The organism is Acinetobacter sp. NIPH 817 (assembly GCF_000368405.1).
GTDB lineage: Bacteria > Pseudomonadota > Gammaproteobacteria > Pseudomonadales > Moraxellaceae > Acinetobacter.
On record NZ_KB849420.1, the window covers coordinates 2,880,821 to 2,894,738 of the forward strand.

Sequence of the window (13,918 nt, forward strand, 5' to 3'; positions counted from 1 at the left end):
ATTTAAAATAAGGATAATGTCATGACTGTCAAAAAGGCACAATTGATGCCGACTTTTGCTTATGATGGGGTTGACCGCAAAGGCGTAAAAATTAAGGGGGAACTTCCAGCTAAAAATATGGCTTTAGCTAAAGTCACCCTACGCAAACAAGGTGTGACTGTTCGTAATATTCGAGAAAAGCGTAAAAATATTCTTGAAGGTTTATTTAAGAAAAAAGTATCAACGCTCGATATCACGATTTTCACACGACAACTTGCAACCATGATGAAAGCCGGCGTCCCACTAGTACAAGGCTTTGAAATTGTGGCAGAAGGACTAGAAAACCCAGCTATGCGCGAGGTGGTACTCGGTATTAAAAGTGAAGTTGAAGGTGGTAGTACTTTTGCCTCAGCTTTAAGAAAGTATCCTCAGCACTTCGACAAACTGTTTTGCTCTCTTGTAGAGTCTGGCGAACAGTCTGGTGCGCTTGAAACCATGCTGGACCGTGTGGCAATTTACAAAGAAAAAAGTGAATTGCTCAAGCAGAAAATCAAGAAGGCTATGAAATACCCGGCAACGGTTATTGTGGTTGCTGTAGTTGTTACCATTATTTTGATGGTTAAAGTCGTTCCCGTTTTCCAAGATCTGTTTTCTTCCTTTGGCGCAGATCTACCTGCTTTTACACAAATGGTCGTAAATATGTCGAAATGGATGCAGGAATACTGGTTCATTCTGATTATTGTAATCGGTGCAATCATTGCGGCATTTCTGGAAGCTAAAAAGCGTAGTAAAAAATTCCGTGATGGTTTAGACAAACTTGCCCTGAAACTACCCATCTTTGGTGATCTGGTTTATAAGGCGATTATTGCCCGTTACAGCCGTACTTTAGCAACAACTTTTGCAGCTGGTGTTCCTCTCATTGATGCGCTTGAATCAACAGCTGGTGCAACTAACAATGTCATTTATGAACAAGCCGTCATGAAAATTCGTGAAGATGTTGCTACAGGTCAACAACTCCAATTTGCAATGCGCGTTTCAAATCGTTTTCCATCTATGGCTATACAAATGGTCGCAATTGGTGAAGAATCTGGTGCACTAGACAGCATGCTAGATAAAGTTGCAACGTACTATGAAAATGAAGTTGATAATGCCGTTGATGGCTTAACTTCAATGATGGAACCTTTAATTATGGCAATTTTAGGGGTACTTGTAGGCGGTCTGGTGATTGCTATGTATCTTCCAATTTTCCAAATGGGCTCAGTTGTATAATGCAAGAAATTATTGCTTATTTTATTCAAAACTTAACTGCAATTTATATTGCAGTTGCATTATTGAGCCTATGTATTGGTAGCTTTCTGAATGTGGTGATTTATCGCACCCCAAAAATGATGGAACAAGATTGGCAGCAAGAATGTCAAATGCTACTCGACCCTGAGCAACCCATTATTGACCACGGGAAACTAACATTAAGTAAACCTGCTTCATCATGTCCAGAGTGCCATCAACCTATCCGTTGGTATCAAAATATTCCTGTCATAAGCTGGTTGGTTTTAAAAGGTAAATGTGGCCATTGCCAGCATCCTATTAGCATTCGTTATCCAGCAGTTGAACTATTAACAATGGTATGTTCACTGGTTGTGGTCATGGTGTTTGGTCCAACCATACAAATGCTTTTGGGACTAGTTCTGACTTGGGTCCTGATTGCCCTCACCTTTATAGACTTTGATACTCAGCTGCTACCCGACCGTTTTACTCTACCTTTAGCTGCGCTTGGTTTGGGCATTAACACCTTTAATATTTACACCTCACCTAACTCAGCCATTTGGGGTTACCTGATTGGTTTTTTATGTCTTTGGATTGTGTATTACTTATTTAAAGTGATTACAGGCAAAGAAGGCATGGGCTACGGCGACTTTAAATTGCTTGCCGCATTAGGCGCGTGGATGGGGCCATTGATGCTGCCATTAATTGTGTTATTGTCATCTTTACTAGGTGCAATTATTGGCATCATTTTATTAAAATTACGCAATGACAATCAGCCCTTTGCCTTTGGGCCCTACATTGCCATTGCGGGTTGGGTTGCCTTTCTATGGGGTGATCAAATTATGAAAATCTATTTGGGAGGTTAAGATGGCTTTTATTCTGGGAGTCACAGGTGGTATTGGCAGTGGAAAATCTGCTGCAACACAATGGTTTGAATCCCGAGGAATACAAGTCGTCGATGCCGACATCGTTGCTCGCGAAGTGGTTGATAAAGGCCAACCTGCCCTGCAAAAAATCCAACAAACTTTTGGGGATTGGGTACTTCAATCCGATGGTAATCTCGATCGTCGTGCCCTACGCGAATATATTTTTCAAAATCCTGAAGCAAGACAAACACTCGAAAAAATCACGCATCCAGCTATTCGCCAATCTATTATTCAGCAGTTGCAAAACCCAAAGAGTCCTTATGTGATTTTAGTTTCACCACTACTTTTTGAAACCAACCAACATGAATTGGTAAACCACACCTTATTAGTTGATGCGAGTGAACAAACTCAAATTCAGCGTGCCAGCCAACGCGATGGGCAAAACCAAGAACAAATTCAGAAAATTATTGCAGCGCAAATGTCACGCGAACGTAAACGCGAACTTGCCAATGACATTGTGTTTAATGATGGATTACTCGAACATTTACATCAGCAATTAGAGCCGTTACATCAAAGCTATTTGAAGCGTACAAACTAATTTGATTTATTTTGCTGCTTAATTTGTTGTGCCAAGCTATCTGGTCGGAACCATCGCCAAGGTTGTAAGGCGCCGATTCCCATTCCAACCAAACCTACAACAATAGATGGGCTTAATGCTTCACCGAGTAAAGGTACAGCTAAAATGGCAGCAATAAATGGCGCTAAAGTTACAATACTTCCTGTTTTAAAAGCGCCAAGTCGCTGAATCGCTGCCACATAAGTCAGAGTTGCAATAATAACCACAAACACACCATGGAAAATGCCCTGTATCGCTAAATGGATAGGACTAACTTCCATGAAATGCTTTGGTAAAAATAGAGCATAGATGGGTAAGTAAATAATTGCAGACCAAATCGCAACACTTGCCATAGAGTGCCATGCAGAAAGTTTCCACTGTTTAAGTAATACAGTGAAAATACCCCACCAAATCGCACTAATAAAAAGAAGTAAATCACCCACGCCAAAAGCAGAAGCATTACTTTGCAACATCAACACGCTCATGAGAGTCAAGGCAGTAATCATAATTACCAGACTCACCCAGGTATGCTTATCAAACGGCTGTCTAAATAAAATGTATGCTGCAAACGCAGTACAAATTGGAATACAACCATTTAAGAAAATTGCAGCATGCGCAGCGGGAGCATAGAGAAAAGCGGTATAGACAGTGAGACAATAAATGACCCCGCCAATCAAGGCCAAAATTACCGCATGCTTACTCCATAAAAAAGCGAGATCTTTTTTATAGATTAGAATAGGCATTAAAATTAGAAAGGCTATAGCGAAACGCAATGCAGCTATGTCCCAAGCACTGATATGCCACTGTGCATTTAAACGGGCAAAAAGCGTAAACCCGCCCCAAATGCACATGGTCACCAATACAAAGAAATAACCTTGCTTACGGGGAGACATATCAAGATGACTTAAAAACTAGAAAGGCAGTGAGATTATACCTCAGAACGCTGACGGCAAGCCTCATAAAGTGCCATACCTGTCGCTACGCTGACATTTAGACTTTGTAGATTTCCTGACATCGGAATATAAACTTTATGATCACACTGCGCCTGTGTAATAGGACGTAAACCAGTGTCTTCAGCTCCCATTACAATTACAACTGCGCCAGAGAAATCACACTTTTGAAGTGGCAACGCACTTTCATCAAGCATAGTGCCAATTACGCGTACATGAGTTGTTTCTTTAAGATGAGCCAATGTACGAGCTAAATTAGTGACTTGAATAAATTTAACTTTCTCGGCTCCACCTGCTGCAACTTTACGAGCAGTTGGTGTCAAACTAGCCGAACGATCACGAGGCACAATAACAGCTTGCACGCCCATCGCAGCGGCAGTACGAATACAAGCCCCTAAATTATGCGGGTCTGTCACCTGATCCAATGCCAACAACAATGCATCCGGAGTTTCTCTTAAAATTTGATCGAGGTCTTGTTCATTCAAGACAGGATGTGGACGTACTGCGGCAACTACACCTTGATGAAATGGTAGACCTGCAAGTTTCTCAAGACTATCGCGGCTTGCTTTTTGTACACTGATTCCAAAAGGCTCTGCCAATTGCAAAATCTTTTGCAAACGCTGATCATCCCGTCCTTTTAAAGTAAACAGGGTTAGCACACGCTCCGGCTCAAGTTCTAACAATGACTCCACTGAATGAACGCCATAATAATATTCCTGTTTTGCCATGCATGACCTCTAACAACGTTTGAGCAAAAAAATAAAAATCCTGCAAAGCCAACTTCACAGGATTTCTTTGGGCATAGTGTACCCGATTTGAACAGGAATTTCTTAGCCTTCTAAATGGCATACATAATCGAGTACTTCGTCAGTTTCGATTTTAAAAAGACTATTGCCCGGTACATAAAATGATTGGCCTGCACGGAACAACTCACTTTCAGTGCTGTCCGCAATTGTTACGCGACATTCGCCTGAAATAATTTCCATACGCTCAGGAACATGCGTCTCAAAAGTTAAAGCCTGCTCAGTCGGCAAAATAACACCTAATGTTTTTTTAGTTCCATCTTCAAATTGCACGGTATGGCTGATACATGCTCCACCAAAATAAACGTTTGATTTTTTGATGACCGTTACATGATCAAATTGGGTTGAACTCATGCAGATTCTCCAGATAATGCCGTATTTATATAAATTATGATGAATGTAGTTTAATTGTGCCTAAATAACTAATCAATCAGTTTTCATACGGATAGACTTGTAATTTCCACTGCTCTGCCTGAATTTTTTTGGCAAAAGCATGAGGTAAGTTAATCTCAATATTTCGACTAGTAGACACAATTGCATCGTATCTGCAAACTTCGACCTGATTTTCATCTAGGAGTACCCAACACACTCTTTGCGCGGTTGGATGGACAACTGCTGTAGCAATTACCGGTGAACCGTCATTCATCCCTACATGAAAATTTTCACTGTCGTTTTGCATTAACGCCAGATCATAAGCTGGAAAATCGATAGCCTCCGGATCAAATTGCTGACTATCGTGTATAAGCACACTTTGTTTTAAAGTCGGCCAAATACAGTAACGCAAATAATGCTGATCCATCACCCGATTATCTAGATAACGTCCGGTGGCAACATAATCTCTGATATGTGCTTCAATATTATGAAAAATCCCCGTACATCCGCCCCACATTCCAGCCAAAACTAACTCAGTATGAGAATAATTATCTCGCATTAAATGAAACCATTTATCACTTTTGAGCCATGCATCTACAGCCGCCTTTTCGCGGTGCGACACAATAGAATCGGCGTCACGTATTAGAAAGCGCTTAACTGTAGGATCATCCATCACAAAAAAACGCCAAAACAGTCCAGATAGTTGTTTTTGAGAATCTGTAACTTGGATGACTTGTGCGCCTTTTTCTTTTAACCGCTGTTGTACCAGTACTGGCACACTATCATCGACATAAAATCGACACGTCCATTCTGGATAAATCTGTTTGGCTAGCTGAGTATTTAATATAGAGGTTTCACAATAGCGAGGATTTGCCCCAAATAATGAGAAGGCAATAATATTTTCTTCAGGGTTTGTACTAAATGCTGGTGGTGCATGATCTGGAATCGATAAAATAGGTTCGCTCTTCGCTAGCTCTTTTTTTGTTGTAATGGCTAAGCGTCCGAATTTGATTGTTTCTTCTTTTTTATTTAAATGATGACAAACTTCTGTGAGTCCATCATATAAGTTTGTATTTACATTAGTTCCACTTGCCTGAATCGCTTGTAAATAGTGTTGATAGGCTTCTTTATAACGGCCTAAGCGTAATTCAGTATAAGCCAAGTCAGATAAAGCTCCCGGATGCTTAGGAACTAAGCTAACAGCTTGTTTAACATGTTGATAAGCTTTGGCATAATCACCTTGTGCAGCTGCTTGTTTAAATGCATTAAAATGTTGATTTAAAATTTTATTCATTTCTGCAGGATTGTTTTTTTTATGACGATTGACTATCCCTATGGGTGGTTTTGGTAAGCTGAATGTTTTTTTCATTGTAAATATCCGCAATCTTGCTGTTCTATAATTTCAGTTAGAATAATAGATCACTTGTAGCAAATTCAAAACTTCTCTATCTTTAACCCATAATTTGGCGCGTTGGATGCGTTTATGCTCACACATTTAACTTTAATTAATTTTGCATTAGCTGATCATTTAGCTATTGATATAGAACAAGGATTTAATGTTCTAACAGGCGAAACAGGTGCCGGAAAATCATTATTACTGGATGCACTCTCTGCCTGCCTCGGGGAACGTACAGATACAAATTATGTCCGTTATGGTTCGGACAAAGCGGATATTACCGCTGTTTTTACCTATCAAAATAATAGTCCTGAAGTAAAATGGCTCCAAGACCACGAGCTAGATGATGATTCTGGGGAAATTCATTTACGTCGCGTTATTTTTGCAACTGGCCGTAGTAAAGCATGGGTTAATGGGCGCCCGAGCAGTCTATCTGAACTTAAAGAGTTAGGGCGTTTGCTGGTTCAACTCTATAGTCAGCATAGTCAGCAACAACTTCTTGAACCGCCTTATCCAAAGCATTGGCTAGACCGTTATAACAATTTTTATGCTGAAGCGAATGATGTACGTGAAGCCTATAGCACATGGCAACGTACCATTCGTTTGCACCAAGCTGCTCTAGATGCACAAGCAACCCGTCTACAACGGATTGGTACTTTAGAGCATCAAATTGAAGAACTCGAAGAAGTCATTCAAACCGACTATAAAGAAATTGAGCAAGAGTTCGATCGACTCAGTCATCATGAACATATCATGCAAGACTGTAGTTATAGCTTAAATGTTTTAGATGAAGCTGAGCAGAATATTACTCAAGAAATATCTTCGATTATTCGCAGATTAGAGTCCCATGCGGGGCGCAGCGAACAACTTTCTGAGATCTATAATTCTCTACTTAATGCTCAAAGTGAAATAGACGATGCAACGGCAAACTTACGTCAATTTATAGATCGTCAAAGTTTTGATCCAGAGCGAATGGAAGAACTCAATTCCAAATTGGAAGTTTTCCATCGTCTGGCACGTAAATATCGCACTCAGCCAGAGACGCTTAAAGAAGAATACGAAACTTGGCAGAGTGAGCTTGAGCAATTGCATCAACTTGAAGATCCAGAAACATTGGCAGAACAAGTTGAAAAATCGCATGAGGAGTTTTTAGAAAAAGCTCAGCATTTAGACAATATTCGTCGTGAAGCTGCCGCTCCGCTTGCGAAACAATTAACTGAACAAGTGAAACCTTTAGCCCTACCAGAGGCACACTTCGAATTTAAGTTCGAACCATTAGAGCAACCAGGTGCAGAGGGTTTAAGCTTTATTCAACTTTTATTTACTGCCAATAAAGGCATTCCTCCACAACCATTGGCAAGAGTAGCCTCAGGTGGTGAACTTTCTCGTATTGCTCTCGTAATGCAAGTCATGAATGCTGAAAAAACTGAATCTGAAGTTTTGGTGTTTGATGAGATCGATGTCGGAATTAGTGGTGGCACCGCAGAAGTTGTAGGACGTTTACTTGCTGACTTGGCACAACATGTCCAGCTCTTATGTATTACTCACCAAGCACAAGTTGCTGCACAATCTGATCAGCATTTATTAGTTAAAAAACAACAAACTGACCCAGCCAGCAGTACAATTGTAGAACTTGATGAAAATCAAATCATTTTTGAGTTAGCTCGCATGTCAGGGGGTGTTGAAATTAATGAAACAACCTTGCAGCACGCAAAACAATTACGCCAGCTTAAATTTCAGGCTTCTTCAAATTAATAAAGAAAATGAGAGAAAAAGATTGGCGAAATCCGATTAACTCTTGTATGTTGATAAAAAGAACCTATATAGATAAAAGGGTCGAGAGGCCCTCTAGTGACATTTTTTGAGGGAGAACCGCTTAGGTGACCAAACAATATCTGACTCACCGTTGTCTGATTGCCCCGCCAGAAATGGCAGATGACTTTTTCGCAAACACTGTAATTTATCTTGCCCGTCATGATGAAGAAGGTGCTCAAGGCATTATTATTAATCGTCCTTCTGGTATTCAAATTAAAGAATTACTCAATGATCTCGACATTGAAGCAGACAATGTAAATCCACATGCGGTTTTACAAGGTGGGCCATTACGTCCTGAAGCTGGATTTGTTCTCCATACCGGACAACCAACATGGCATTCATCTATTGCTGTAGGTGAAAATGTTTGTATTACCACCAGTAAAGATATTCTTGATGCGATTGCCCATAATGAAGGCGTAGGTCGATATCAGATCGCTTTAGGCTATGCGAGCTGGAGCAAAAATCAGTTAGAAGACGAAATTACCCGTGGTGACTGGCTCATTTGTGATGCCGATATGGATCTGATTTTTAACCTGCCTTATGACGACCGTTGGGATGCAGCTTATAAAAAAATTGGTGTAGATCGTGCGTGGCTAGCATCTGAAATCGGACACGCTTAATGACCGAAACACAATCAAAATCGATTATGGCTTTTGACTTTGGTACTCAAAAAATGGGAATGGCGATTGGCCAGTCTTCAATTGAAAGTGCCAACCCTCTCCCTCTATTTGTTATGAAAGATGGCATCCCAAATTGGGATCAACTCTTAAAAATTGTGAAAGAATGGCAACCCAATTTATTTTTGGTTGGCCTGCCATTAAATATGGATGATAGTGAGTCAGAACTCTCTACACGTGCCCGCAAATTTGCGAGACGTTTACGTCATCAAACCAACATAGAAACATTGATGGTAGATGAGCGCTTAACTACACGTGAAGCGAGAGAAGAGCTAGGTTTTTACCAAGAACAGGGCCGCGCAAAAAAGCTCTCGGCAGATAGTTTTGCTGCTGCACTACTCATTCAGAGTTGGTATCGAAATCCAGTTGGCTTAACGCCATAAAACAAAAAAGCATGTAATTAAAACTACATGCTTTTTTTAATTAAATCATTTCGACTTTATTTTTCAACAATATGCACAGTCGCAGTTCGTCCAGAAACAAAAGCAAGTTCATTCTTTGGTGTTTCATCTAATACAATCTTCACAGGTACGCGCTGTGCTAAACGAACCCAACTAAAAGTTGGATTTACATTAGCAAGAAGCTTAGAACTGCTTGAGCGCTCACGATCTTCAATTCCCGATGCAATACCTTGTACATGACCTTTAATTTTCTGGTTATCACCCATTAATTGAACAGTAGCCTGATCGCCTACATGAATACGATTTAACTTCGTCTCTTCAAAGTAACCCACCACATAAAGCTGTTTACGATCAAGTAATGCTGCAACTGCCTGTCCAACTTGAACATAGTTACCTGGGCGCATATCAAAGTTAGATAACGTACCATCAGCTGGAGCAATTACCGCAGCACGATGCATATTAAGCTCGGCCAAATGCAAATTGCTCGTTGCAACCTCAATGAGTGCCTGTTGTTGTTTAACGGTAGCTTCAGCTTGTTGAATGGCTGCTTGGAGTTGCTCATGTTCTGCAAGAGATTGATCACGTGTGGCAAACACTTGGTCTTGTTCTTGTTTAGAGATAGCGCCATCCATTAGGTTCGAGTAACGACCGGCATTTTTCTCGGCCAATTTGATATTACTCGCCGATTTAATCAAGTTCGCTTTTGCTTGTGCCAAACCCGCCTGCGCTTGAGCAAAGGCTGCGTTTGCTTTTGCTAAATCCGATTTGGCCTGCTCTACATCTAAAGCTCGACGAGAAACATCAATTTTAAAGAGCACCTGACCTTTTTTTACAGTCTGGTTATCTTGAACCAATACTTCTGTGACAAGGCCAGCGACATCCGAAGATACTTGAATAACATCACCACGCACTCGACCATCGCGTGTCCACGGCGCTGCATTATAGTAGTTCCACAAATGCACAATGGTATAGACTGCCACCATTAATGCGACAATCAAAATTACTGGACGGATGACCTTTTTCAAATCCACCTGATTCATTTCACTCACCTAACTCAATCTTTAATTTCGCAATCATCTCTATGCACCCACTCCAACAAAAATTTGATGTATTACCAAAAGCAATAAAAGGTAAAAGCACAAATTGAAAATACTAGGTAATGCGATCCAGCCTTGTGCAATCCACTTGTTGGTCAAAGGACTTAACCCACGAAAACATATATATGCCAAGAGGGCTTGAACGAGCAAAGAAGGCACGTAAATACCATAAACATTAAACTCACCCATTTGCTGTCGCTCCTCTCAAGGTACTGTTCTCATTCATTTGATCTGATGAAACATGACACATGCTATAAGCAATATTGTTAAGTGAAATGAGTAATCTTTGTCGCATCGTCATATCTTCAATATTTGAAGCAAGCTGTTTTAATTCAAATAAACCGTGATGGATTTGCTCAACCAAAGCCACTGTATTATCTACATCATTTTCTTTAGCTCTAAACAGTTCATCCAGATTTTGTTGCAAATTTCCGATGTGATGAGCCAGTTCTGAATTTTTGGGAGACTGATTTGCCAGTTCTTGTAATCTACTTAAATCGACAATACTGCTCGACTCAATCAAAGCTTGATGAATTGAGGTTTTAATCTCATTAGATTGCACTACTTTACTGTTAAGAATCCCAATTCGGTCTAACATACTGCGCAGGTGAACTTTAAAATCAAGACCATAAGGCAAATAGATCGCCTGTCTCATGGCACGATAATGCAAGGCCAGAATACGGCTGGCACTCGTGTCTGGAGACATTGCACGAACAACGTCAATGACAACTAAAGACACTAAGACACCTAAGATCATGGCAAAAGAACCATCAAGATAAGACACTGCATCCATGCTATAAGCATTATGTAGATTCAGGCCCATCATGGTATTAATACCTAAGACCATGCCTACTGGCATAAGCATTTGGTTGGCCATCATAGATACAGCAAACAGGAACATCGGCAATAAAACCAGTCCAAGTTCCCAGAATGTGGTGACATGGGGGAAAATACCAAATGCATAAACAAAGACTAAAACTGCTGAAGCAATACTGCCCCAGATAAAAATACGCAAAACCGGAACAGGGTTATCTAAGGCCGTTAAGATACAGGCTGTTACTGCACCCATTTGCGCCATCATAAATCCAGCTTTCCATCCCGAAATAATCCAGACCCCAGTCACAATAAATGTAATAAGGACTGCACTAATACCACCTCGAATAGCCACACCATGGTCACGGTGTAAACTTGGATATTTGGTGGTCATTGGGGTAATGTTGTCAGGGATTTCTTTATTGCCTTGCTGAATTCTTTGCCACAAGACTTTAACCGCTAAAACATTGCTAATGAAATGGCGTACATCCATTTTCATAGCTGCGACCAAAACTTGCTGATGTGTCGAAGCCGATTCCATCAAACTCAAGAAATCACTTTCAAACTCATCTGGTAACTGCAAAATATTTTCATCAATAATTAAATTTTTTTGCTCCAGAAAATGAACAACATGAGCTGAAAGTTGTTGCAGTTTTTCTGAATGTGTTTCGATAAACCGAAGTTCCTGAAGCTGCTTAATACGTTCAGATAAAGCGACCAGATTCGCAACGACCATTGAGATTTGATGAAGCATTTCCTGTAAGGGCTTGGTCATGCCATGCAACTCACCCTTCTCATAACTCAAATGTACTGCCAAAGCATGAATATCTGTGGTATCACGAGTAATAGTGGCTAAAAGTTGCGTATTGTTCTGCTGAGGATCAGCAGTTAATAAATTAGCAAACAGATTTTCTGTATCTTTAAGCGTTTTGATGACGCGCTGCTTAATCGCTGAACCAATGTGCATTGGAAGAATCGTGGCAGAAACCACAGCACTTGAAATCACCCCAATCGAAATCTCAATAACCCGAGCTAAAGCAATATCAAAAATATTGTATTGATCAATATACGTAATCGCATTGAAGACAATCATGGCTGTCGAGTAACCCGCCAGCATAAAAGCATAACTGCGTGGGGTCCGGTCAAGTAAAGACACATAAAGTGCAAAGCCTACCCACAACGACAACACCACAGTAAACAACCAAGGCGTATTAATGAGATGTGGCGTTAGCGTTAAGGCAACCACTGCCCCACCCATCGTTCCTATAACACGATAGACACACTTAGAGGACACCATTCCTGAATAAGGATTGGCAATAATCAAGACTGTACCAATCGACCACATCGGGTTAATCAGATCTAATTCAAATGAAACAAATAACGCCAACATTCCGGCAATAAATGTTTTTATTGCAAAGATCAGATCAAGCCTATTCGGGCGAAACGCCAGTATTTGCTTTAATAACATGAACTCATCTCAAATACAGATTTGAACTGATGAGCATGCCCTTCAATATTAAATTGCCTTTCTAGAGACAACAAAACTTTGCCATTTGCCTAAAAGCAAATGAGATGAGGAGCATCCTTCAATACAATGATTTTTCCACATCCTGCCTGATTGGCCCAGATGATTTCAATTTGGGCGCTATTTAAACGGCCAAACTTTGGAAAGAAGAGGTATCAAGAAATTCGCCTAGAACGGAATAATTTCTCGATTAGATATTTTGTTTGGCAATTTTTTCAAAATAAAGCAATTTAGTCAACTAAAATATCTCTATTTGATAATTTGATATATTTTTTGATTATCGTATATGATGTATTGGCCAAGAGAAGTTTTCTCTTTGTCAGAGTAAAATACTCAAATCAGACATTTATTTTAGAATTGAGACAAATTCTCTTTTTTTCTGTTATAAAAACTCAAAGATGACTCATTGTTAAAGGATACGAACAAGACACTATGGCAATTTCAAGTTTTGGCAAAATTTTAACCGTACTGGACCTATTTTCAGTTTCGCGTCCAGTCATTAATGTCGATATTATTTGCGAAGAACTTGGCTTGTCTAAACCAACCAGTTACCGTTACCTAAAAGAGTTGGTGTCTACTGATTTATTAAAACGCATTAATGGGACATCTGGCGATTATACCTTAGGCTCAAAAATTGCAGTTCTTGACTATATATCTCGCACAACAGACCCATTAGTTCAAATCAGCACACCGTTTATGCGAAATATTGTAGAGCGCACCGAACTGTGCTGCTTGCTCACCTATTTAAATGATGACTATTGCATCGACATTCATCATGAAATATTTAAAGACACTGAACTGCTCTCGTATGGTCGAGGCTGCCCAAGACCGATCTACGTTGGATCATCTCCAAAAACGATGGTTTCGCATTTAAGTAAACAACGAATGCAAGATTACTATCATCGTTATCAGCAAGAATTAAAACAATCAGGTTTTGCTGAAGATGAACCGAGCTTTATTCAGCGTATGCGTAAAATTAAAAAACAAGGCTTCTATTTCTCACAAGGTGAGATTGACCCAAATGTTTCTGGTCTTGCCGTTCCAGTACGTTTTTCGAACAAAGAAGTACCTTTAGCTTTAACTTTAGTTGCCTCTAAAAATCGTTTTGATTTTTTAAATGTTGAAAAGCTCATCGAAATTTTACAAGAAAATGCAGCACTTATTGAGCAACGTTTTATGGAGTTATCTGAAAAAGGTGAAATCTAAAACCCCACCTTATGATAATTTAAACTTTTCTTACACTTTAAAATATTGAATATCTCACAATATTCTCATATTATGATTTTAGCTCCTATTGGTGATTCTTTTCATCAGCAGCTCATCAATAGAAGCATCCCCCTCAGAG

Annotated in this window: 14 protein-coding genes and 1 pseudogene; 7 read left to right on the top strand and 8 right to left on the bottom strand. The window is 39.9% G+C overall.

All coding sequences use genetic code 11. The features are described 5' to 3' along the window. Positions 1-21: 21 nt before the first annotated feature. The 3 genes from F968_RS17160 to coaE are packed head-to-tail and all read left to right on the top strand — an operon-like array spanning position 22 to position 2,706. The gene (locus F968_RS17160) at positions 22-1,248 is read left to right on the top strand and encodes a type II secretion system F family protein (RefSeq protein ID WP_004795018.1); all 1,227 of its coding nucleotides are present in this window, start codon (positions 22-24) and stop codon (positions 1,246-1,248) included. Further along, positions 1,248-2,108 carry a prepilin peptidase gene (locus F968_RS20745; protein ID WP_004795021.1) on the top strand — a complete coding sequence of 287 codons (861 nt, stop codon included), beginning with the start codon at positions 1,248-1,250 and terminating at the stop codon, positions 2,106-2,108. The genes F968_RS17160 and F968_RS20745 overlap by 1 nt, the downstream gene beginning before the upstream one ends. Position 2,109: 1 nt before the next feature. Continuing rightward, the gene (coaE, locus tag F968_RS17170) at positions 2,110-2,706 is read left to right on the top strand and encodes a dephospho-CoA kinase (protein ID WP_004795025.1); all 597 of its coding nucleotides are present in this window, start codon (positions 2,110-2,112) and stop codon (positions 2,704-2,706) included. Here coaE and F968_RS17175 read toward each other — a convergent pair. From F968_RS17175 to F968_RS17190, 4 genes are all read right to left on the bottom strand, one after another. After that, positions 2,703-3,617: a DMT family transporter gene (locus F968_RS17175; protein WP_004795027.1), complete on the bottom strand. Its 915-nt coding sequence runs from the start codon at positions 3,615-3,617 to the stop codon at positions 2,703-2,705. The genes coaE and F968_RS17175 overlap by 4 nt on opposite strands. A 35-nt stretch (positions 3,618-3,652) precedes the next feature. Continuing rightward, positions 3,653-4,402 carry a 23S rRNA (guanosine(2251)-2'-O)-methyltransferase RlmB gene (rlmB, locus tag F968_RS17180; RefSeq protein WP_004795029.1) on the bottom strand — a complete coding sequence of 250 codons (750 nt, stop codon included), beginning with the start codon at positions 4,400-4,402 and terminating at the stop codon, positions 3,653-3,655. Between the two features lie 102 nt (positions 4,403-4,504). Beyond that, positions 4,505-4,831, bottom strand: coding sequence for a pyrimidine/purine nucleoside phosphorylase (locus F968_RS17185; RefSeq protein WP_004795031.1), 327 nt, complete (start codon positions 4,829-4,831; stop codon positions 4,505-4,507). A 76-nt stretch (positions 4,832-4,907) separates the two neighbouring features. Then, complete coding sequence (locus tag F968_RS17190) at positions 4,908-6,218, bottom strand: tetratricopeptide repeat protein (protein ID WP_004795033.1); 1,311 nt, start codon at positions 6,216-6,218, stop codon at positions 4,908-4,910. Between the two features lie 114 nt (positions 6,219-6,332). Between F968_RS17190 and recN the strand changes: the two genes are divergently transcribed. The 3 genes from recN to ruvX all read left to right on the top strand — a co-directional run bounded on the left by recN (position 6,333) and on the right by ruvX (position 9,120). Continuing rightward, complete coding sequence (gene recN / locus F968_RS17195; RefSeq protein ID WP_004795035.1) at positions 6,333-8,000, top strand: DNA repair protein RecN; 1,668 nt, start codon at positions 6,333-6,335, stop codon at positions 7,998-8,000. Positions 8,001-8,125: 125 nt separating this feature from the next. Next, positions 8,126-8,680: a YqgE/AlgH family protein gene (locus F968_RS17200; protein WP_003654562.1), complete on the top strand. Its 555-nt coding sequence runs from the start codon at positions 8,126-8,128 to the stop codon at positions 8,678-8,680. Then, positions 8,680-9,120 carry a Holliday junction resolvase RuvX gene (gene ruvX, locus F968_RS17205; protein WP_004795038.1) on the top strand — a complete coding sequence of 147 codons (441 nt, stop codon included), beginning with the start codon at positions 8,680-8,682 and terminating at the stop codon, positions 9,118-9,120. The genes F968_RS17200 and ruvX overlap by 1 nt, the downstream gene beginning before the upstream one ends. Positions 9,121-9,176: 56 nt before the next feature. Here ruvX and F968_RS17210 read toward each other — a convergent pair whose 3' ends face one another. The 4 genes and pseudogenes from F968_RS17210 to F968_RS20020 all read right to left on the bottom strand — a co-directional run bounded on the left by F968_RS17210 (position 9,177) and on the right by F968_RS20020 (position 12,638). After that, positions 9,177-10,178, bottom strand: coding sequence for an HlyD family secretion protein (locus F968_RS17210; RefSeq protein WP_004795040.1), 1,002 nt, complete (start codon positions 10,176-10,178; stop codon positions 9,177-9,179). A gap of 39 nt (positions 10,179-10,217) precedes the next feature. After that, the gene (locus F968_RS17215) at positions 10,218-10,424 is read right to left on the bottom strand and encodes a DUF1656 domain-containing protein (RefSeq protein ID WP_004795042.1); all 207 of its coding nucleotides are present in this window, start codon (positions 10,422-10,424) and stop codon (positions 10,218-10,220) included. Continuing rightward, on the bottom strand, positions 10,417-12,516 hold the full coding sequence (locus tag F968_RS17220) for an FUSC family protein (RefSeq protein ID WP_004795044.1): 2,100 nt from the start codon (positions 12,514-12,516) through the stop codon (positions 10,417-10,419). The genes F968_RS17215 and F968_RS17220 overlap by 8 nt, the downstream gene beginning before the upstream one ends. Next, positions 12,507-12,638, bottom strand: a pseudogene (locus F968_RS20020) (hypothetical protein). Before F968_RS20020 ends, F968_RS17220 begins: the two are co-directional and overlap by 10 nt. A 367-nt stretch (positions 12,639-13,005) precedes the next feature. On the opposite strand from F968_RS20020, the gene F968_RS17225 reads away from it, so the two are divergent. Further along, a complete protein-coding gene (locus F968_RS17225) occupies positions 13,006-13,779 on the top strand; it encodes an IclR family transcriptional regulator (protein WP_004795045.1) in 774 nt (257 codons plus the stop codon). The last annotated feature ends 139 nt before the right edge of the window (positions 13,780-13,918 follow it).